General features: G+C 50.5%; 17 protein-coding genes. 10 read left to right on the top strand and 7 right to left on the bottom strand.

Going from position 1 to position 20,744, the window contains the following annotated elements:
- Positions 1-4: 4 nt before the first annotated feature.
- Entirely contained in the window at positions 5-448 is a 444-nt protein-coding gene (locus LQ777_RS16535) for a hypothetical protein (RefSeq protein ID WP_232559038.1), read from the bottom strand.
- Positions 449-679: 231 nt separating this feature from the next.
- Between LQ777_RS16535 and LQ777_RS16530 the strand changes: the two genes are divergently transcribed.
- The 5 genes from LQ777_RS16530 to LQ777_RS16510 all read left to right on the top strand — a co-directional run bounded on the left by LQ777_RS16530 (position 680) and on the right by LQ777_RS16510 (position 8,322).
- The gene (locus LQ777_RS16530) at positions 680-1,720 is read left to right on the top strand and encodes a fasciclin domain-containing protein (RefSeq protein WP_232559037.1); all 1,041 of its coding nucleotides are present in this window, start codon (positions 680-682) and stop codon (positions 1,718-1,720) included.
- A gap of 213 nt (positions 1,721-1,933) precedes the next feature.
- Entirely contained in the window at positions 1,934-5,032 is a 3,099-nt protein-coding gene (gene polA / locus LQ777_RS16525; protein ID WP_232559036.1) for a DNA polymerase I, read from the top strand.
- 226 nt (positions 5,033-5,258) lie between these two features.
- Positions 5,259-6,434, top strand: coding sequence for an MFS transporter (locus tag LQ777_RS16520; protein ID WP_232559035.1), 1,176 nt, complete (start codon positions 5,259-5,261; stop codon positions 6,432-6,434).
- 92 nt (positions 6,435-6,526) lie between these two features.
- The gene (locus LQ777_RS16515) at positions 6,527-7,483 is read left to right on the top strand and encodes an SPFH domain-containing protein (RefSeq protein WP_232559034.1); all 957 of its coding nucleotides are present in this window, start codon (positions 6,527-6,529) and stop codon (positions 7,481-7,483) included.
- 110 nt (positions 7,484-7,593) lie between these two features.
- Entirely contained in the window at positions 7,594-8,322 is a 729-nt protein-coding gene (locus LQ777_RS16510) for a universal stress protein (RefSeq protein WP_232559033.1), read from the top strand.
- Between the two features lie 28 nt (positions 8,323-8,350).
- On the opposite strand, the gene LQ777_RS16505 is transcribed toward LQ777_RS16510, so the two are convergent.
- Positions 8,351-8,800, bottom strand: coding sequence for a GNAT family N-acetyltransferase (locus tag LQ777_RS16505; protein WP_232559032.1), 450 nt, complete (start codon positions 8,798-8,800; stop codon positions 8,351-8,353).
- Positions 8,801-8,859: 59 nt separating this feature from the next.
- Entirely contained in the window at positions 8,860-9,483 is a 624-nt protein-coding gene (locus LQ777_RS16500) for a pyridoxamine 5'-phosphate oxidase family protein (RefSeq protein WP_232559031.1), read from the bottom strand.
- Between the two features lie 119 nt (positions 9,484-9,602).
- On the opposite strand from LQ777_RS16500, the gene LQ777_RS16495 reads away from it, so the two are divergent.
- Positions 9,603-11,081 (top strand): aminotransferase-like domain-containing protein, encoded by a 1,479-nt coding sequence (locus LQ777_RS16495; RefSeq protein WP_232559030.1) that lies wholly within the window; start codon positions 9,603-9,605, stop codon positions 11,079-11,081.
- Between the two features lie 161 nt (positions 11,082-11,242).
- On the opposite strand, the gene LQ777_RS16490 is transcribed toward LQ777_RS16495, so the two are convergent.
- Together LQ777_RS16490 and LQ777_RS16485 are read right to left on the bottom strand one after the other, a co-directional pair.
- Positions 11,243-12,094 carry a bifunctional transcriptional activator/DNA repair enzyme AdaA gene (locus LQ777_RS16490; protein ID WP_232559029.1) on the bottom strand — a complete coding sequence of 284 codons (852 nt, stop codon included), beginning with the start codon at positions 12,092-12,094 and terminating at the stop codon, positions 11,243-11,245.
- Positions 12,095-12,226: 132 nt separating this feature from the next.
- Positions 12,227-13,729, bottom strand: coding sequence for a catalase (locus tag LQ777_RS16485; RefSeq protein WP_232559028.1), 1,503 nt, complete (start codon positions 13,727-13,729; stop codon positions 12,227-12,229).
- A gap of 241 nt (positions 13,730-13,970) precedes the next feature.
- Between LQ777_RS16485 and LQ777_RS16480 the strand changes: the two genes are divergently transcribed.
- Both LQ777_RS16480 and LQ777_RS16475 read left to right on the top strand, forming a co-directional pair.
- Positions 13,971-14,567, top strand: coding sequence for a hypothetical protein (locus tag LQ777_RS16480; protein WP_232559027.1), 597 nt, complete (start codon positions 13,971-13,973; stop codon positions 14,565-14,567).
- Positions 14,568-14,691: 124 nt separating this feature from the next.
- Positions 14,692-14,994: a hypothetical protein gene (locus LQ777_RS16475; protein ID WP_232559026.1), complete on the top strand. Its 303-nt coding sequence runs from the start codon at positions 14,692-14,694 to the stop codon at positions 14,992-14,994.
- 78 nt (positions 14,995-15,072) lie between these two features.
- Here LQ777_RS16475 and LQ777_RS16470 read toward each other — a convergent pair whose 3' ends face one another.
- Together LQ777_RS16470 and LQ777_RS16465 are read right to left on the bottom strand one after the other, a co-directional pair.
- Positions 15,073-15,390, bottom strand: a complete 318-nt coding sequence (locus tag LQ777_RS16470) for a DUF3817 domain-containing protein (RefSeq protein ID WP_232559025.1) — start codon at positions 15,388-15,390, stop codon at positions 15,073-15,075.
- A 228-nt stretch (positions 15,391-15,618) separates the two neighbouring features.
- A complete protein-coding gene (locus LQ777_RS16465) occupies positions 15,619-18,144 on the bottom strand; it encodes a M1 family aminopeptidase (protein ID WP_232559024.1) in 2,526 nt (841 codons plus the stop codon).
- A gap of 211 nt (positions 18,145-18,355) precedes the next feature.
- Here LQ777_RS16465 and LQ777_RS16460 point away from each other — a divergent pair, with 211 nt between their 5' ends.
- On the top strand, positions 18,356-19,642 hold the full coding sequence (locus tag LQ777_RS16460) for an asparagine synthetase B (protein WP_232559023.1): 1,287 nt from the start codon (positions 18,356-18,358) through the stop codon (positions 19,640-19,642).
- Positions 19,643-19,804: 162 nt separating this feature from the next.
- The gene (locus tag LQ777_RS16455) at positions 19,805-20,713 is read left to right on the top strand and encodes a 3-keto-disaccharide hydrolase (protein ID WP_232559022.1); all 909 of its coding nucleotides are present in this window, start codon (positions 19,805-19,807) and stop codon (positions 20,711-20,713) included.
- Positions 20,714-20,744 lie beyond the last annotated feature (31 nt).

Here is a 20,744-nt window from a genome sequence, read left to right as displayed (position 1 = left end):
GGGGTCAGGGGCAGTCGGTCTTTGTCAGCACGTACGCGTAGCCCTTGTTGGGTTCTTTCAATACCCATACACCCTGTTTTTCGACCCGTTCGCCTTCGTACCAGGTGATGGCATCCGCTTTGAGCGTAAAGTCGAGCGCATGGCGTTGTGTTACGCCTTCGCCAGACCGGTCCCAGGTTGCCTGAATTTGGTTACCCTTGACCGTACCCTGAATCGATCCTTTTGCCCGGTCTTTCTCGTAGGGGTTAATGTCCAGGAATCCGGTTGCGGTTGCTTCATGCGTGATCAAGCGAAGGGTTGTGGTATCTCGCCCCATAATTTGCTGAAAGCACAGCGTGTCAGGAGCAACGGATGGGCTGGTCGACTGAGTGGCTGCGGATTCATTGGACGAACGATTCTGACAGCTACAGGCCAGCGCGAGACTAATTAGGAGCAGAGGGCGAATCATGATGGCTGAACTAGGAAAAATACTGTTATCAGAACGGTTGAAAGCACGGATAGTTTGCTGATTCGGTGTGGGATCCTTCTCTATAGTGTCAACTGATACCTCAAACTAAGTATTAAGACAACGCCTGATAAATATCAGGGTGGGCGTAAGAACAAAACAAATAAACCCTCGTTCCTTTACAGAACGAATGCAAACAAATCCTTGTGTTTGTTCTCTAACCCCAAATCTATCATGGTTTCCAATCACCACTCGTCTCGTGAACGAGCGTGGAGTCTGCTACCGGCTCTGTTCGTCGTTCTCCTTCTCTCGTTTTCAGCCTGTAAGAAAAACGACGACAGCACACCAACACCATCGACGGTCAACGATCTGATCAACAACGGTAATGGATCATCAAATCAGTTTACGATCTTCCGAACGGCTGTGCGGCAGGCCGGGCTGAGTGGAGCGTTGAGTCAAGCGGGCAACTACACTGTTTTCGCACCGACCAACGCGGCTTTTCAGGCGTTTGGGTATGCAGATACGAACGCAATCAAAGCGGCTCCTGCTACATTACTAACCGCCGTCATTCAGTACCACATACTGACCAGCAAGCTTACGGCGTCGGCTATTCCTACGGCGGTCAACACACCCGTGCAAACGCTGTCAGGAGGAACGCTTTACATTACCAAAGGAGCCTCTACATCGGCAACGTCTACTACAGCGACTTCCGCTACGGCTATTTCGGTAAACGGCGCTCGCGTGGTTTCGACCAGTGGGGAAGCCAGCAACGGGATCGTACACGCTATTGATCGGGTGCTGTTGCCGCCTGTTTTCGGTGATGTCGCTACGACCATTCAAGGTATTCCAACCATCCTGCCGACAGCTTCATTCACGTACTTGAATGCCGCTGTGACCCGGGCCGGGCTGGTTAGCTCGTTAACGGCTACGTCGGGCGGACCGATCACAGTATTTGCGCCGACCGATGCGGCCTTTACGGCGTCGGTGCCTAGCCTGACATCGGTAGCGGCTGTCAGTGCGTTACCCGTAGCGCAACTTCAACAAATACTGGCTTATCACATCGTTCCTAACAACCGCTTATACACCCCGTTGATTACCAATGCATCTAGCCTGTCGACGGCGCTGCCCGGATCGATCCTGACAGCCGGTGTTAGCACAACGGGCGTGACAGTAACAGGTAAGAGCAACGGTACTTCGGCTTCTAACATTACAGGTCCTGACATCACGGCGTCGAATGGTGTTGTGCATATCATTGATCGGTTACTGCTTCCGTAGTCGACTAATTCGATACTCATTTTGCCAACAAGCCGCTCCCCAACTAGAGCGGCTTGTTCTGTTTTAAAGACAGACTTGACCGGAATCAAAACCCAATGCGGACTGTTGTGTTTATAGGGTATAATCAGCTCTGACCATCAATTTGTCGGGTTCACATCGCGCGATTGTCCGTAAGACTTTCGACCTTTGGCGCCTTGACTTGCGACCTGTATAATGGCCAAACCACAAAAAAAACTCTTTCTGTTAGACGCGCTGGCGCTTATTTACCGCGCCCATTTTGCTTTCAACAAATCACCCCGTATCTCGTCGCGCGGGGTTAACACGTCGGCTATTTTTGGTTTCATGAACGCCATGATCGAGGTGCTGACCAAAGAAAAACCGACGCACATCGGCGTTGCGTTCGACTCCTCGAAGAAGACGTTCCGCCATGAGCAGTTTCCGCTGTACAAAGCCACCCGGCAGTCGCAACCCGAAGACATCAGCGTCGCAACGCCTTACATCAAAAAGATTGTTGAAGCGATGCAGATTCCTATCCTGATTCTGGAAGGGTACGAGGCTGATGATATTATCGGAACCATCGCCAAAAAAGCGGCTCTGGCTGATTTCGAGGTGTACATGATGACACCCGACAAGGATTACGGTCAGCTGGTGGAAGAACACGTTCATATTTACAAACCGGCTTTCATGGGCAAACCCGCTGAGAAGCTAGGCGTATCTGAAGTGCTGGAGCGTTGGCAGATCGAACGAATCGACCAGGTGACCGATATGCTGGGTCTGATGGGCGATTCGGTGGATAATATTCCTGGTATTCCGGGAGTAGGTGAAAAGACGGCGCAGAAGCTGATTGCTGATTTTGGCTCCGTCGAAAACCTGATTGCTAATGCTGATCAGTTAAAGGGTAAGCTTAAAGAAAATGTCGTCAATTATGGGCAGCAAGGCTTGCTGTCGAAGCAGCTGGCGACGATTCACCTTGATGTGCCGGTCGCGTTTGATGAAGACCTGCTGCGGCATACCGAATACGATAAGCCCCGCCTGTCGGCTTTGCTGGACGAACTGGAGTTTCGGCAGATGAAAACCCGTCTGCTGGGTCCGAATTACGACGAGAGTCCAGCGGCTGACTCACCGAAAAAACCGGCCTCGGGACAGATGGATTTGTTTAATTCGCCGGGTGGTGATGCGCCAGCGTTTCTTCCTTTCCCGAACATGGGACGGTCCGGCGATCCGGCGCTGAACCCATCCGGTGCAGAAGACTTGCCGTTTGATTTTGGTTCGGTCGGTAACGCGCCTGCGGCTAGCGAGCCAGTCGAAAAGCCGAAGACGAAAGCCAAGCGAACCAGCGTAAAAGCACCGGTAGCTTCCGCGTCGGCAGCGACCCCCGATGTCGTGACCGATTCGTCAACGATTGAAGGGGCGGAGAAAGTCACCGCAGAACCCGATCAGCCCGCTTATCTCGACGTGTACCCCGACTACGAGATTGACGAGAATCAGCCCGAACGTCGGAAAACGATTACGTCGGTCAAGCACGATTACCGGCTGGTCGATACACCCGAGTTGCGGGCGAGTCTGGTTCACTACCTGAGTTTGCAGGAAAGTATCTGCTTTGACTCCGAAACAACCGCCATCGATCCGGTCGAGGCCGATCTGGTTGGTCTGTCATTCTCGTACCGAACAGGCGAAGCGTTTTATGTACCCGTACCGGAAAATCGGGAAGAAGCGCAGGCCATTGTTGATCAGTTTAAGCCCGTCTTTGAGAATCCGGCCATTGGTAAGATTGGTCAGAACTTGAAGTACGACCTGCTGATGCTCAAAAAGTACGGCGTAGAGGTGCAGGGTAAGCTGTTTGACACCATGATTGCCCATTACCTCATTGAGCCCGAAATGCGTCATAACATGGACATGATGGCAATGACTTATCTGAATTACCAGCCGGTTGAAATCGAATCGCTGATTGGTAAAAAAGGGAAGGGGCAGCTGTCGATGCGCGATGTGGAGGTGCAAAAAGTAGTTGAGTACGCGGGGGAGGACGCTGATATTACGCTTCAACTGAAAGAAACGTTTGCGCCCCGGCTCGAAAAAGATAATCTACACAAGCTGTTCGATCAGGTTGAGATGCCGCTCGTGCAGGTGCTGACGGATCTGGAGCTGGAAGGCATTACTATCGATACCAATGCGCTGGCCGAACTATCTGCAACGCTTGATACCGACATGCGACAGGTGCAGCAGGAAATCTTTGCTATTGCGGGGGATTCGTTCAACATCGGCTCGCCGAAGCAGTTGGGTGAAATTCTGTTCGATAAGCTGAAACTCGATAAAAACGCTAAAAAGACCAAAACAGGTCAGTACGCCACGGGCGAAGAGGTGTTGTCGAAACTCGAAGAAGAGCACGAAATTGCCCGTAAAATTCTGGACTATCGTGAGCTGATCAAGCTCAAAAATACGTACGTGGATGCGCTGCCGTTGCTCATCAGTAAACGTACGGGTCGGATTCATACTTCATTCAACCAGGCCGTCGCATCGACCGGGCGGTTATCGTCGGCGAATCCGAACCTGCAAAACATTCCGATTCGGACCCCACGCGGTCAGGAGATTAGGAAAGCTTTTGTGCCGCGTGGACCGGAATTTCTGATCATGTCGGCCGATTACTCGCAGATCGAACTGCGGATTATGGCGGCTTTCAGTGGTGATCAGACCATGCTTGATGCGTTCAACAACGGCGTCGATATCCATACCCAGACGGCCAGTAAAGTTTTCCACGTACCCATCAGCGAGGTAACGGGCGATATGCGCCGGAAAGCCAAAACCATCAACTTCGGGATTATCTACGGTATTTCGTCGTTCGGACTGGCGCAGCGATTGAAGATTCCCCGCAAGGAAGCCGCTCAAATTATTGAGGAATACTTCGGTGAGTTTCCGGCGGTAAAAGCGTACATGGACCAGAGCATCGAGAAAGCACGGGGCTTTGGCTATGCCGAAACAATCCTGGGTCGCCGTCGGTACCTGCGTGACATCAACTCGCGGAACGTAACGGACCGGATGTTTGCCGAACGTAACGCCGTCAACGCCCCAATTCAGGGAAGTGCCGCCGATATGCTTAAGATCGCCATGATCCGTATTCATGAGTTTATGCAGGCCGAGCGGCTGAAATCGAAGATGATTCTGACAGTGCATGATGAACTGGTGTTCGATGCTCACCGTGACGAAATCGATTTGTTGCGGGAGCGGGTTAATGACATTATGAAAAATGCGATTCCGATGGCTGTGCAGATGGAAACCGGTATTGGTACCGGCGAAAACTGGCTGCTGGCACACTAATCGATTCGTCTCATCTGGAAGTGCCCCGGTCCCACAACGTTTGTCTGGACCGGGGCCTTTTTGTGCAATTGTATTAGGTAATCAATAAACTAGACTATTCGTAGAGCAGGGAACATTTTTGCACTTTTTTTATTTTTCTGATTAAATAGCCTTCAATTAGTGGAGGTTATTGTGAATTTTCTAAGTAGATAAATTCACAAGCTGTCAGAAAATTAGTACGCTGCAAATGAAAAAGAGCTTATTACCTCTCACCATTGGAGGGTTCGGCATAGGCATGACAGAATTTGTCATGATGGGTATTCTGCCGGATATCGCCAACTCGCTCCACATTTCGATTCCCGTTGCTGGCCATTTGATTTCGTCGTATGCGCTTGGGGTGGTCTTGGGAGCACCCTTGTTGGTGGGTATTGCCGGAAATTATCCTCCCAAAAAGATATTGCTGGGGCTTATGGCCCTGTTTACGTTTTGTAATGCACTCTCGTCCTTTGCCCCTAATTATGAGATCATGATGATGACCCGCCTGCTGTCGGGGCTGCCGCATGGTGCGTTCTTTGGTGTAGGGGCCGTAGTCGCAAGCCGGTTAGCCGGTAAAGGAAAAGAAGCGCAGGCTATTTCGATGATGTTCGCGGGGCTTACGGTGGCCAACATCATCGGCGTTCCGCTGGGAACATACATCGGCCATACGATGAGCTGGCGGATTACCTTTATCCTTATTGCCGTCGTTGGATTGATTACGATGCTGTGCATTCAAAAACTGCTCCCGGAGATGCCCGTCGTTGGCGAATCGAATCTACGCAAGGATTTGAAGCTGTTTACGCGCGTTGAGCCCTGGCTTATCTTAGGAATTACGGCTATCGGTACGGGCGGCTTATTTGCGTGGTTCAGTTATATCGCTCCCTTGCTGACCGAAGTAGCCGGTTTTGGTAGCGATCAAATTACCTGGATTCTGGTATTGGCCGGTCTGGGAATGGCCGTTGGTAACCTGATTGCCGGACGAACGGCCGATATGATGTCGCCCATCAAGGCTACGGCTCTGTTTTTGCTGCTGATGTCGGTCTGTCTGATGGTCGTTTACTTCGTCGCTCCCTTCAAAGGTCCGTTGCTAATCATGACGTTTGTTACGGGAGCCGTTGCGTTTTCATTAGGAGCACCTATTCAGATTCTGATGATTCGGGCCGCCAATGGTTCCGAAATGCTGGCTTCGTCCGTTAGTCAGGCTGGCTTTAACATTGGTAATGCGTTGGGCGCTTACCTCGGCGGTCTGCCTATTGCGGCTGGTTTGGGTTACACCTCGCCCGAATGGGTAGGGGCCATGCTGGCCTTTGCCGGATTCGTATTGGCGATGACAGTGTACTTCCGTCAGCGCAATGTGGCAAGTTTTGAACTCGCTGCCGGCAATTAGGCTGGCCGATCTGACAAAAAAAGACAAGCGTATCAACGGATTCTGTACCTTACTACAGAATCCGTTTTTTTTGTATCTATCCGTTTTAGCTAATGACCTTTCTAGGCATACTCTTTGTCCTCGTGCTGGTTGCCGCGTTCCTCTCGATTGTGATTGTGCAACAGGGAACGGTAGCCGTTGTAACCATCTTCGGGAAATATGCTCGGGTAATGGGGCCTGGGCTGAACTTTAAAATCCCTTTTGTCGAGGTTATTTATCGCCGTATTTCGATCCAGAACCGCTCCGTCGAACTGTCGTTTCAGGCCATTACCGCCGATCAGGCCAATGTCAACTTCAAAGCGATGCTGGTCTATTCGGTGCTGAACCAGGAAGAAGAAACAATCAAAAATGTAGCCTTCAAATTCATTGACGAAGCGTCGTTCATGCAGGCATTGGTTCGAACCATCGAAGGCTCGATCCGTAGTTTTGTGGCGACCAAACGACAGGCTCAAATTCTGGCCCTTCGCTCAGAAATTATTGAACACGTTAAGTCGCAACTGGACACTTTACTCGAAAGCTGGGGCTATCACCTGACGGATCTACAACTAAACGATATTGCGTTTGACGAAGTGATTATGCGGTCGATGGCGCAAGTGGTTGCTTCGTCGAATCTCAAGGCGGCCGCCGAAAACGAAGGACAAGCACTGCTGATCACCAAAACGAAGGCCGCCGAAGCGGACGGGAACGCCATCAAGATCTCCGCTGAGGCCGAAAAAACAGCGTCGCAGTTGCGCGGTCAGGGTGTGGCTCTGTTCCGGGAAGAAGTGGCGAAGGGTATGGCCGAATCGGCAAAAGTCATGACCGAAGCCAATCTCGATGCATCCCTGATCCTGTTCTCGATCTGGACCGAAGCGATCAAGCATTTCGCTGAAAACGGGAAAGGCAACGTTATCTTCCTGGATGGTTCGACCGAAGGCATGGAAAAAACAATGAAGCAGATAATGGCCGTCGAAACCATGAATAGCGGTAGCGGAACAGGGCGTATCATAACACCCCCGACGACCCGATAAACGGGTAGCATCGCTTACATGCGGGTATCAAATGCAGACAAAAATTGATGGATTGCCGGGAATGTTGGGCGTTTCGTTTGTTGTGATTACAAATCCCTGTTCACGCAATTATGACAAACCTGCTTTTTCCTACCGATTTTTCGTCAAGTTCGACCGCTGCCCTCGACTGGGTACGGCTTTTTGCCCGTAAGACCGGTGCAACCATAACACTCTTGCATGTCTACCAACCGATGATTCCAGATACGACGTTACCAACCGTTGGTGATCCCGGTTTTGGCTTGGTAGCCTCGCAGGAAATTGAAGAAATTAGCCGTCAGCGTTTGTTGCAGCTCGAAGCAGAGTTACAGGCCGAAGGGTTTTCGGTCCGGGCGGAGTGGCGAATTGGCAGCGTTGACGACGAAATCTTAGATGCTGCCAAAGGGCTTTTTGCCGATCTGATCGTAATGGGCCGCAGCGATCTGAATACGTTTTTCGACCGGCTGGCGGGTAGCGCCGTGTCCGATGTGGCTGACGAAGCCGTTTGTCCGGTGCTGATTGTTCCAATTACAACCGAAGGGCAAGCCGTTCGTCCGGCTCAGGTGCATACCATTGTGTATGCCATGCAGCCAAAAACGACGCAAAGTGTAGTATCTGCCCAGACCGATTCGCTAATTGATACGTTCGATGCCAAGCTTTCGGTGTTGACGGATGATCAACTCGACAACGCACATGCTGACCTGATTGTGATGCAATTATACCCCGAAGCAGGTTTTCTGGATAAACTGCTGCACCCCAACCGCACCGCTCGTCTGGTAGAAAAATCGACCGTACCCGTGCTGGTCTATCACCGGGAAAAATAGATAAAAAGGCCTTGTAAGAATCTCGTTCTTATGAGGCCTTTTTATGGAGTATCATGTGATACAGATCAAGACCGGGGGCCCAATAATCCGGTTTGGTGTGCTGTAGTTCAAAGCCAAATTTCTCGAAAAAAAGATAAGCAACCTGCGACGTCTCACACACAATGCGCTGAATGATCGGCTGTTCGTCGATAAGGGCCAGGTTGTGCAACAGGAGTGTTTTGCCGATGCCCTGCCCTTTGGCATCCGGATCGGACAATATCCAGCAGATATACGCTTCCTGTCGGTCGTCCCGACTATAATAGCCACAGGCACCTAATAGCTTTCCGTTATCCTCGGCAACAAAGTAGGGACCTGACCACGTTTCCAGAAATGTACTGTACTCACTAATTTCGTTTTCACCGAAGGCGACTGGAACACTTTTGCAGAATACCGAAATAAGTTGAGCGGCATCTGGTTTTTCGTAAGGTCGAATGATCATTGTACAGGGAAATGGCAGCAAGTTCCGAAAAAAGCGATTCTCCGCCAATGAACCTGTTCTCAACGCAGGTAATCGGGCAGGGGCGTTCCTGCACTGGCTTCAGCCGTAACGGGCCCCAATTGCACCGTTTTCATTGGAATCACGCCCGACCAGGTTGGCAAATCAAGATCTTCGGGTTCGTCGTTCGGTCCTCCCGTACGAACTTTTGCGGACGCTTCGGCTAGTGAAAAAGCGAGTACCATTGTTTTGCGCATTTCGCTGGCGGTCGTTGGTCGTAGATCGGCCCAGCGACCGGGTATCAAATGATCGGTGATAAGAGCCAGGGCTTCCATGCGTTCGGTTTCGTCCGTAACTTTTTCGGCGGTAGCGAAGAGGATCACCGAACGGTAATTCACCGTATGACTAAACGCTGATTTAGCCAATACCAGCCCATCCGTAATCATCACCGAAATACAGGCGGGGCTACCTTTCTCCAATTCGCGCATAAAATGGCTACCTACTGAGCCGTGAATGTAGATTTTGTCTTCTTTCCGGGCAAAAGCCGTTGGAATAGCCATCGGCTGACCATTGACGGCATAGCTAACAGTGCAGAAAAGAGCCTCGTCCAGAATGGGATGAATGATTTCTTCATCGTAATGAACGCGTTTGGCGGAGCGGCTGGGTGTTGTACGGGTGGTTTGCATGATCAGAACAAGTAAACTAAAGATCTTGGTGCTGAATAACAGCGTTTAATTTTAAACAAATGTCGTTCTTTGCCGGACTGTCTAAATCGTCCAGTTTCTAGAATACAGCTAGTCCGGTTATGCTCCCGTTCAAATCCCTGCTTCAACTCGACAAATCATCGGTCACGCCAATTTTTATTCAGGTCAGTGAGCAATTAAGCCGACTGATTCGAGCCGGAACGTTAGGCGCGGGACAGCGGTTGCCCGGAACCCGTCAACTGGCTGACCTGCTTGATCTGAATCGGCAGACAATCGTGGCGGCTTACGGGGAAGGGCTCGCGCAGGGATGGCTCGAAAGTCGTTCCGGCAGTGGTACGTATGTCGCAACGCACTTTCCGGAAGTAAAGCCGCAGGCATTTGTTGAGAAGAAAGCCGATGAACAGCGCCGTACTCAACCCGGTTACGCCTTTGAATCGGTTACGTTTCTGGTTCGACCTGTATTGACCACTGGTGCCGGATTGCATCTGGACGATGGTTTTCCCGATATTCGACTGGCTCCGATGGAGGAATTGAGCCGGGCGTACCGGTCTTATTTCCGCTGGGGAAATCCGCAGGCTCATTTCGGTTACGGCGACACAAAAGGCCATCCGTTGTTGCGGGAGCAGCTTTCGCGTCACCTAAACGAAACTCGTGGTTTACAAACGACACCCGATAACATCATGATCACGAGGGGCAGCATTATGGGGCTGCACCTGACTGGTCAAGTGTTGCTACGTTCGGGCGATGTAGTTGTGACGGGAGAAATGACCTGGGCCGGTGCAACGATGAATTTTCAGAAGGCTGGAGCTAGCTTGCGAACGGTACCCGTTGATCAGCATGGTATAGACGTAAACGCGCTGGCTGAACTTTGTAAACAAGAAGGGTCAGTTCGTATGGTGTACGTAACCCCGCACCATCATTACCCGACGACCGTTACGTTACGACCCGATCGGCGCATTCAGTTACTGCAACTTGCTGAGGTTTATAAATTTGCGATACTGGAAGACGATTATGATTACGATTTTCATTATCTCAGTCGTCCTATTTTGCCGCTGGCCAGCGCCGACCCGCGCGGCATGGTCGTTTATGTCGGGTCGCTGACAAAATCGGTAGCGCCCGCTTTTCGAATTGGTTATGTCGTCGCTCCGGCGGCTTTCATTGACGAATTGGCCCGACTTCGGCGTATCATCGACCGGCAAGGTGATCCCATGCTTGAATTTGCTATCGGACAACTGTTTAAGAGCCGGGACATGAAACGCCATTTTCGCAAGTCGCTTCGTACGTATCACGATCGTCGAGACCGGTTTTGCGATTTGCTCGCAACTGAGTTAGGGGATGCCGTGCAATTCACAAAACCCGACGGTGGAATGGCTGTCTGGACCCGCTTCGATCCGTCGATTGACATAGAAGCGTTGGCTACGCAGGCCGGGCAACAAGGGTTGTACTTGTCGAATGGATTGGCGCACAATCCGCCCGGTCAACAGTTGAACGGTACGCGCTTGGGTTTCGCATCCAGCACGGAAGAGGAACTGGAAAGAAGCGTAACGATCCTGAAAAAGATTATCCGTAAGAACGATTGATCTAGGAATGAATCGGTACCACTAGGTTGTGATGCCAACCAGATCTAGACTGTGGTGTCGGTTTTGAGAACCGCGCGGGCGACCCCGCTGACACACAGCCTGGGTCATTTATTTATGGACTGAAAGAGTAGTATTGTACGTAGGTCAATGAATCGAAAAAGTTAGCGATTCAGCCGTGCTGCTTCCCAACCCAGCATCGCCTGTTTCCGCTCGGTTCCCCAGCGATAGCCGCCGAACAAACCCGTTTTCTTGATAACCCGATGGCAGGGAATCAGGTAACCCACCGGGTTACTGCCTATCGCCGTTCCGACCGCCCGTGAAGCCGTAGGTTGACCAATTGCTTCGGCAATCTGGTCGTAACTGGCTAACCGACCTTCGGGGATTTTCAGCAGCGCTTCCCATACTTTCAATTGAAAAGTAGAGCCTCGCAGCAACAAAGCTAATGGTTTGTCGGGTGGCAAGTTCAGCGTGCCCGTAACGGGAAAAGCCTGGTCGGCCAGCGATTGAAGCGTTTCTGGATTATGCTGTATTTGGGCTCCCGGCCACGCGATGGGTAAGAGTTCTTCAGCCTTTTCGCCATCGTTCAGAAAATGCAGCACCGCAATTTTTTTGTTGATTGCCCCCAGCACATACGCGCCAAATGGACTGTCAAAGATGCCGTAGGAGAGGACCAGACCCGCCCCGGCCTGTTTGAATTGACCCGGTGTTACCCCTTCGATGCTGACAAACAAATCGTGCAGACGACCCGTGCCCGATAGACCGGCTTCATAAGCAACATCGGTCAGCGACGAACCCGCGCGGAGCTGCTGCTTGGCGTGTTCGAGCGTTAAATACTGGCCAAACTTTTTGGGACTAACACCAGCCCAATCGGTGAAGAGCCGCTGGAAATGAAACTCGCTCATGTTTACCTTTTCGGCCAGTTCCGCCAACGAAGGTTGTTCGCGAAAATTGGCCGTAAGATGTTCGATAGCGCGGGCTATTTGTCCATACGTATAAGCGTTGTTGGTCGTCATCGGTTTGTTGGTTTGACTACACAAAAGTCGCTATAACCCGATGGGAAGCCAACCCGATTCTTGCGCATGACAAAAAACAAAGCCGGATAATTTTATCCGGCTTTGTTTTACCAAGATACAGGAAAAATACTATTAAGCGTGTTGCGTAGGCATTGCCCCTTGCAATGTTTCCATGTTGATACCCAAACCTTGGGCAATGCTCATACCCAGCGATAAATCAGCGCGGAACCAGTGGCACAGTTGTAAATTGACAATTTGATCCCGTTTCGGGCCATCGATGCCGCTCATGGCTCCCACGATGTTGTTAACAGTATTAATTTTCTGCTCAGGGGTCATCAACCGCCAGAGATTACCCGGCTGCGTGTAATGGTCATTCTCACCCGGCGCATTCCGGTCGTACCAATCGGCTACTGACGTTCCTAAATCCCAAGCCGGTTGTTTGTAGCTCTCGTCAGCAACGATATTGTCAAAGCTATTCGGGAAATAATTGGTAGAACGACCACCGTTTCCGTCGACGCGCATCTGTCCGTCGCGCTGGTAATTGTTAACGGCGAACGGGCAGCGGTTTACAGGAATCTGCTCGTAGTTGCCGCCAAGCCGGTAGCGTTGGGCGTCGGGGTACGACAGGATACGGCCCTGTAGCATCCGGTCGGGTGAATAGCTGATGCCATCGATAACGTGGGCGGGCGCAAAGGCAGCCTGCTCAACATCAGCGAAGTAGTTGTTTGGGTTCTGATTCAATTCCAGCGTACCCACATCGATTAGCGGGAAATCGCCCTGCGGCCATACTTTGGTCAGATCGAAGGGGTTCCAGCGGAACGCTTTCGCTTGTTCTTCGGTCATCACCTGAATCTTGACGTTCCAACGTGGGAAATCGCCTTTGTCGATTGAGGTTACCAGGTCGCGCTGCGCGTAGTCGGGGTCCATTCCTTTCATCTTGACGGCTTCGTCATTGCTGAAATTCTTGATGCCCTGCGCGGTTTTAAAATGGAATTTTACCCAAACGCGTTCGTTGTCAGCATTGATCATCGAGAACGTGTGCGAGCCATAACCATTCATGTGCCGATAGCCGTCGGGCGTACCACGATCCGACATCAGAATCAAAACCTGGTGCAGACTTTCGGGGTTCAGACTCCAGAAGTCCCACATCATCGTGGCCGATTTGCAGTTCGTGTACGGATCGCGTTTCTGGGTATGAATGAAGTCGCTGAACTTCTTCGGGTCTTTGATGAAAAATACGGGTGTGTTGTTGCCTACAAGATCCCAGTTGCCATCTTCCGTGTAAAACTTCAATGCAAAACCACGTGGATCGCGCTCGGTATCGGCAGAGCCTTTCTCACCACCCACGGTCGAAAAGCGCAGGAATACCCGTGTTTCCTTGCCAATCTCGTTGAACAGTTTGGCACGGGTGTATTTGCTGATGTCATGCGTTACCGTGAACGTCCCGTAAGCGCCTGATCCTTTGGCGTGGACAACGCGTTCTGGAATCCGCTCCCGGTTGAAGTGCGCCATTTTTTCGTGCAGGATATAATCCTGTAACAGCAACGGCCCACGCTGTCCAACCGACATGGTGTTTTCGTGTTCGAAGTACGGGCTTCCCGAAGCGGTGGTAAGTTTAGTTGGCTGGTTTTCCATTGGAGTCGAATGAATTAGTAGTGAATGAAAGGCTACTTATTTTTTTTGTTAACGTGCGACTTATATGATGGGACAATATTACTAGCAATGAATATATAGATCAAATTGATTTAATTTATAATGATATAGATATATTTAATGATGTAGATTATTCGCCGTGTTGTGTGTGCAAAACGAGTATAAAGTGAAACTTGAGGGTATTATATAGTTAGATTCGAAAACGTTCAATCTGCCTTTTCCTATGAAACGAACCGGTGTGCTTGCCCTACTTTGGCTTATTAGTGCGGTTGGCTGTCAACAGACGCTTGCCCCGAATGAAGATTTTATATCGTTACACGAACGCTTTCACGGTAAATACAGGCCGGTATCTTCAGTAGCCAGCGAGGCTGTCGATGCCAATTTCGACGGGAAACCCTCGACGGATATGCTGGTTGAACTACGAGATCTGGCTACGACCGATTTGCGGATAGACATCAACGGTCCGAGTGTACACCGGTCCGAACGCTTTTTTGGGTTTTACCATGCCTGGCCGGAGCAGTACGTGCGTAACCCATACACCAACAAGGAGCCAGTTGCCTATGATTCTCTTGCCACGGTTAACTACAACTGGCAGGCAGTATCCCGACAGTTTGACTTTGACAAAGACATACGGCAAATGCAATTGAAGCCGGATAATGAGCCGTTACCTGATCCTGAACAATTCGCTCCGCCTAAAGCCGTAACCATTGAAGCCGGTGATCGCGTGAAGATTATAAACAGTAAGCGATTATATACCCGTTCGGGATGGAAAACGGTAGAGATTGTAACCGTGTACAAGCGCTACACGACTGTTACCTAAAGGTATTGCATTCGTTGTGGGTGACCTCTTCAACGCTGTCTTTGACCATAAGTTATCGTCGAGCAATAACCATTTGCCATTCTGCGCGGTTATAGGATGGATACTCAACAAAACTAGATCTATCATGGATAAAGCGCAGAAATTTGAATTGATGAACAAAGTCGTTCGTGAACTGGAAGATTTACAGAATAGCCAAACGGCGATCATCACTAAAATCAGTCAGATCGAAGTAGACAACATGAACGGACTGAATGACTCGACTCTGGAAAAAAACCTGGGTGAGATGCATTCGAAAATTGCCGAGAACGTCGATTCGATCAATGAGATTTTCTCCTACTTTGAAACACAACGGGACGAATACGGCGAGAAAAACGGTGCCGCCATTGCCGCCATCGAAGCAGCAGCCGCTGTTGAAGCCGCTAAATAATACACGCGTGCCTGATAAAAAAGCCGGACAGGGATGTCCGGCTTTTTTATTTAAGAATTTGTAAACCGTTCGCTATGATCATACCTGCTCGACCGTTTCGGGCAAGTGGCGAAATACTTTGTGATCAGCGTAAAACGTGCCACCCGGTAAAAGTGACGCCAGGAAAGCTAATCCGGTTTTACCCCAGGACCAGCTATATTCCGTTTTGGCCTGAACGATGAGTAACACGTAATAAATAAAAAGAAGGCCGTGAATGGGTCCGAGAATCTGGACCGCTTCCGGGTGGCCGTAGATTCGTTTGAGGGGAACGGCAATAAACAGGAGTAGCAGGAACGAAACCCCTTCGCCAAAACCAACAACGCGCAGTCGAGTTTTTAAAGAATTGAAAAAGCTCATCAGTACTTCAGTAACGGGTTAAAATAAACGTAGCTAGAGCCGGGTTGGGTTGCCAGATACGAAAACATTCAGCGAATAGCTACTAAAGGAAGCAACAGGCTGATAAGGAAATAGATTGCAGTCCTTTTAATTTTCTATCGGAATAAATTGGCGCTATCCTTGAGCTGGGTAACGGATTGGCTAACCAATCGGCTCGTACGAACAACGGGAAAACGTCACCGGGTAATGTCATTGATACAGCAGCTTACTGGACCGGAACGAATTGTCGGCGGCTTGCAGGAGCTTGGCCCGCAAACGTGGATTGTACGTAGGCCGGTCGGCCAGGAATTTACGAACCAGTTGTGCCGTTTCGGGCGTCTGGTAGCTTGAAAGAATCGAGCGTAGCCACGATTCAGGAAAGAAAATATCGCCCGTCCGCTGAATTTCTTCCAGCAGGTCCAGGCTCTTGACCAGGTATTTGGCCGAGGTTTGCGCCCGCAACGGATGATGCAAATAACCCAGAGCCGCCGTTACCCAGGCTTCGCGTTCGCGATTGGTTTCAGTGGCCAGTGACGCAAAAAACGCATCGCGCTCGGCGACGTTGGACGATAACGCGGGCATCATAAAGTCTAGTCGTTTCTTACGGTCGGGGTTCTTGATGCGACTTAATTGCTTCGCTAGAATACCTTCTGCCGGATAATCACGAACGGCCAACGCCAGGGCTAGACTCGTATAATCATCCTCTGTAAGGGTAACACCCGCTGGCGCTTTCTGCTCGTTCCAGATGGTATACAGCCGATTTTTTGCTACGGTACTGGAGGCAATGTTCTGGTACAAACGAAACAGGAGTTTCTTCTTTCCAGCAGCCGTTTCCCGTTCCATTGCCTGCCACGCAGCTTGTTCCACAGAAGTCGCCAGCGCCGAGCGTTTATCCGGTTTGGTAAAATTCCAGACGATATCCGACAGTTGACTCGTCAGCAAACGCAGGTTCAGTTCTTCCGGCTCATTGCCCAGTAAGTTTTGATAGATCGTTCCAAGGCGCACCGGATCAATGATGTGCCCCGATTGCATATTCTCGAAAAGATTAATGTAGGCAGAAGCCCGCGTCACCGGATTTTTGAGCGTCGCCAGTTTCGACAACATCGCCGTATCGACCGGGAATAAGCCGTAACCTTGCCCCGACGAATTGAACACAACGAACAACGGCGCTGGCTTTCCAACGGCTTCGGGTACAGTTACCTGCGCCTGTGTCATCGATACCGTTACCTCGTCAACGTGATCCGGGTAAACCAGAGCGACTTCAAAACCCTGCGGCCACAACCGGCTGCTGCCATCTTCGCCTTTCTGCGAAACAACGAAGCGGCTAATTTTACCTTCTTTTTGATCGAGCTGGTAACTGAACGTGGGTCGTCCGGTTTCGTTGACCCAAACGCGGTTCCAAGCTTCCAGGTCGGTAGGCGTGTACGTGTCCAGAATGCCAATCAGATCAGCCCAGGTGGCGTTGCTGAACGCGTATTTCTTGAGGTACTGACGTAGCCCGTCGCGCATGGCCGTTTTGCCCATCAAGCGTTCCAGCTGTCGCATCATAATGGGCGCTTTGTGGTAGATGATGCCGCCGTACAGCGTACCGGCTTCCTGCAAATTGGCCAACGGTTGACCAATGGGGTTGGCGCCTTCAGTGCGGTCAACGGCGTACGCTGCCGGAAAATGATCGACTACGAATTGTAAGTCGTAATTGGCATCCGGCGTTGAAACCTCGGTAATCTTATCGGCCATGAAATTGGCAAATACCTCTTTCAGCCACACGTCGTCGAACCAGCGCATGGTAACCATGTCGCCAAACCACATGTGCGCCGTTTCATGGGCAATCAACGTCGCGCGGGATAACTTCTGGTCGCGCGTGGCCCCATTATCCAGAAACAAGCTCGACAACCGGTAATCAATCGCACCGACGTGTTCCATACCGCCGTACTGAAAATCGGGGATAGCCGCAAAATCAAACTTTTTAAACGGATATGGAATCTGGGTGTACGCTTCCAGAAACGTCAGCGCGTCGGCGTGTAGCTTAAAAATAGGGTCCAGGCTGAGCCGGATTTTGGTCGTGTCGGTCTCGCGGTGAAGAAGCGTCATGGGCCGATTGTTCAGCATTCGCGAGACAGCGGTGAACTTACCCGCTACAAATGAGAACAGATACGTTGGGATAATGTCGGACGTTTGAAAGTTGACGGTTTTGCGATTGCCCGCGACGGACGAATCCTGCACGGGGGCATTGGTCATTGACTGCCAGCCATTCGGAACTGTTAGCGACAGCTGAAACGTCGCTTTCAGATCGGGTTGATCGAAGCAGGGAAATACCGTGCGGGCGCGGTCGGGAACGAGCAACGTGTAGAGGTAATCGTCGTTGCGATTAAGCGACAGATTACCCGCCGTAAACTGGATTGAAATCGTGTTCGTTCCGGGCTTCAATTGAGCCGCTGGAATGAGGATATGTTCACGTTCAAAAGCAACCGAAATTGGCTTTCCGTTGACAGAAACAGTCTGCAAATGAGCACGTTCTTCTTTGAAGTCGAGTTGGAGCGGAGCCGCGTTTTTTGCCCAGTCAAATCTTATTGATTCCATGGCGGGAATAGGCTGGTTTTTTTGCGCGGGAATGTCGAACTTTAAGGCATAAGCTATTTTGCTGATGGTTTGCTTTCGCGCTTTTGCCAGCGTTTGCGAAACACCGGTCTCGACCGATGGGGATTGAGCAATAACGGATGATTGGCAAAAGGACATAACGAGTAGGAAAAGAGTGCTTGCAGTAACGCCGTAACGAGTGAGTAATGGAGAGTTCCAGACCATTGAATTGATGCGTAGTTGAAGAAAATGTTGGTTTTTAGTTCATGGGCATTGACTCAGACAAACGACCAGCAGAACCCCTTGAACGACGAACGAAACGTGGCTTTGGCAGTGAGTTCGCAACGTTAGGTCAAAAATAATGCACACTATGGAATGGTATGTTACTTTTCGTATTCCGATACGACAAATAGCTTTCTCTTTTCTGTTGCTGCTGGTGGGATTGGTCAGTCGGGCGGGGGCCGTTCTGATTCCGATGGACGATCAGCAGAGTAATCACCTCAAGGCTTATGGCATTGCCTACAAAGTGCTCAAAGACGGCGAAGATGTCGACTGGCTTCTGAACTACCGGGGCGGTAGCTTTATGGTCAAACAAACGCAGGCTGTCGAGACGGAATGTCGCGTTCGGGGTGTTTCCTTCGAAGCCATATCCGACGCCAAAGCGGCTTCACTTAAGCAACAGTTGTCCGACCCCGATCTGAACATGAACGTGGTGACGCTTCAAAAAGCGGCTAAAATCATCGTTTATTCGCCCATCAAGGTTAGTCCGGCGGAGTTCGAAAATACCGATGCCGTTTTGCTGGTGCTGACCTACGCCGAAATTCCCTACGAAGTTATTTACGACGAAGAGGTACTGAAAGGTGATTTGCCAAAGTATGACTGGCTGCACCTGCATCACGAGGATTTTACGGGACAGTACGGACGGAATATGCACCGTCAGTCGTTGACCGACATCAAGGTTCAGGAAGATATTGCGCGTAAGTATGGCTATCCCAAAGTTTCGCAGATGAAACTAGCTGTTGCCAAAGGGATCAAAGAGTTTTGTGCGGGTGGTGGCTACTTGTTTGCCATGTGTTCGGCGGCTGAAACCCTCGATATTGCCTTGGCGGCTGACGGCGTCGATATTGTAAGCAGTGCCTACGACGGTGACGGTGTCGACCCCGACGCGCAGGATAAACTTGATTTTACGAAAACGCTGGCCTTCGGAAATTTTACGCTCGAAGCCGACAACGGCTATCGGGGTTTCTCGACCTTTTCCGACATCAATTCAGCCAACGGACGTGGGTATGATCAGTCGAGCGGTTTTTTCGAACTGTTTAATTTCTCGGCCAAGTGGGATGTGATTCCTTCCATGCTTACGCAGAACCACGAATCGATTATCAAAGAATTTTTCGGGCAGACAACCGCTTTTCGGAAAGGAGCCGTTAAGCCAAGCAGCCTGGTGATGGGCGAAGGCAAAACATCGGACCGGTATATCTACGGTGAGGTAGGACGCGGCCAGTGGACGTTCTACGGCGGTCACGATCCTGAAGGATCACGGGGTGGTGGGTTTCGCAATCCGACCGATTTAAAGCTCCATCCACATTCGCCCGGCTACCGGCTGATCCTGAACAACGTATTGTTTCCTTCGGCCCGGAAGAAAAAACGGAAAACGTAAAAAGAGATTTTGTGAAGCTGTCGGAATGGATCGGAGTTGATACGCCATATCTCCAAGATATGGCGTATCAACTCCGATCCATTCCGACTTTTATTTGTACACCCCTAAGTAGCCAGAAACGAACTGTGTCTTTTCGGTTGTAATCTCTCAACTGTCAGCTTCATGAATCGATTAGTACACTTATTGGTTAGTCTCTCTCTTTTGTTCGTCGTTTCATCCGCTATGGCTCAGTCAAGCCCTGACAAACAGGAATGGGTTCAGCTATTCAACGGCAAAGACCTGCGGGATTGGGACATAAAAATCGCGGATCAACCCCTGAACGATAATTACAAAAACACATTCCGGGTCGAAAACGGCATGTTGCGGATCGCATATGATCAATACAAAACGTTTGATGGGAAGTATGGGCACCTGTATTATAAAACGCCGTTCTCGTACTACATCGTCCGGTTCACCTATCGTTTCGTCGGCAATCAGATCCCCGGTGGCGATTCATGGAACGTGCGCAACAGTGGCGTGATGGTGCATTCGCAGTCAGCTGCGAGTTTATCAATTAGTCAGACCTTCCCGGTGTCGCTGGAGCTACAATTATTAGGTGGACTGGACAAAGGAGAGCGGCATACCGCCAATCTTTGCACCCCCGGTACCCAGGTGTCGATGGAGGGTAAGCCCAGGGGGGAACACTGTATTGACTCTGATTCTAAGACGTACAACGGCGATCAGTGGGTGACTGCTTCGGCCATTGTGCTGGGCGATTCCATCGTGCATCACCTCGTAGGTCGGGATACGGTGTTAACGTACGAAAAACCGCAGGTTGGCGGAGGGTTTGTGAGCCAGGATCACGACTGGAAAGCGGGCCATTTCAGTCAGGAGGCCGCTATGTACTGGATGAACCGGGCAAACACACCGCTGGGAACAGGTTATATTGCCTTGCAGGCCGAAAGCCATCCCATTGATTTTAAAACCGTCGAGGTACTAAATTTGAAAGGATGTACTGATCCTAAAGCGCTTAACTACAAATTGTATTTTATAAAATCCGACAATACGTTGTGTAAATACAAAGGCAAGTAAGTCGTCACTTTAGACACAATTAACCTGATCG

Source organism: Spirosoma oryzicola (assembly GCF_021233055.1).
Taxonomy (GTDB): Bacteria; Bacteroidota; Bacteroidia; order Cytophagales; family Spirosomataceae; genus Spirosoma; species Spirosoma oryzicola.
This window is presented reverse-complemented; position numbering and strand designations above follow the sequence as displayed.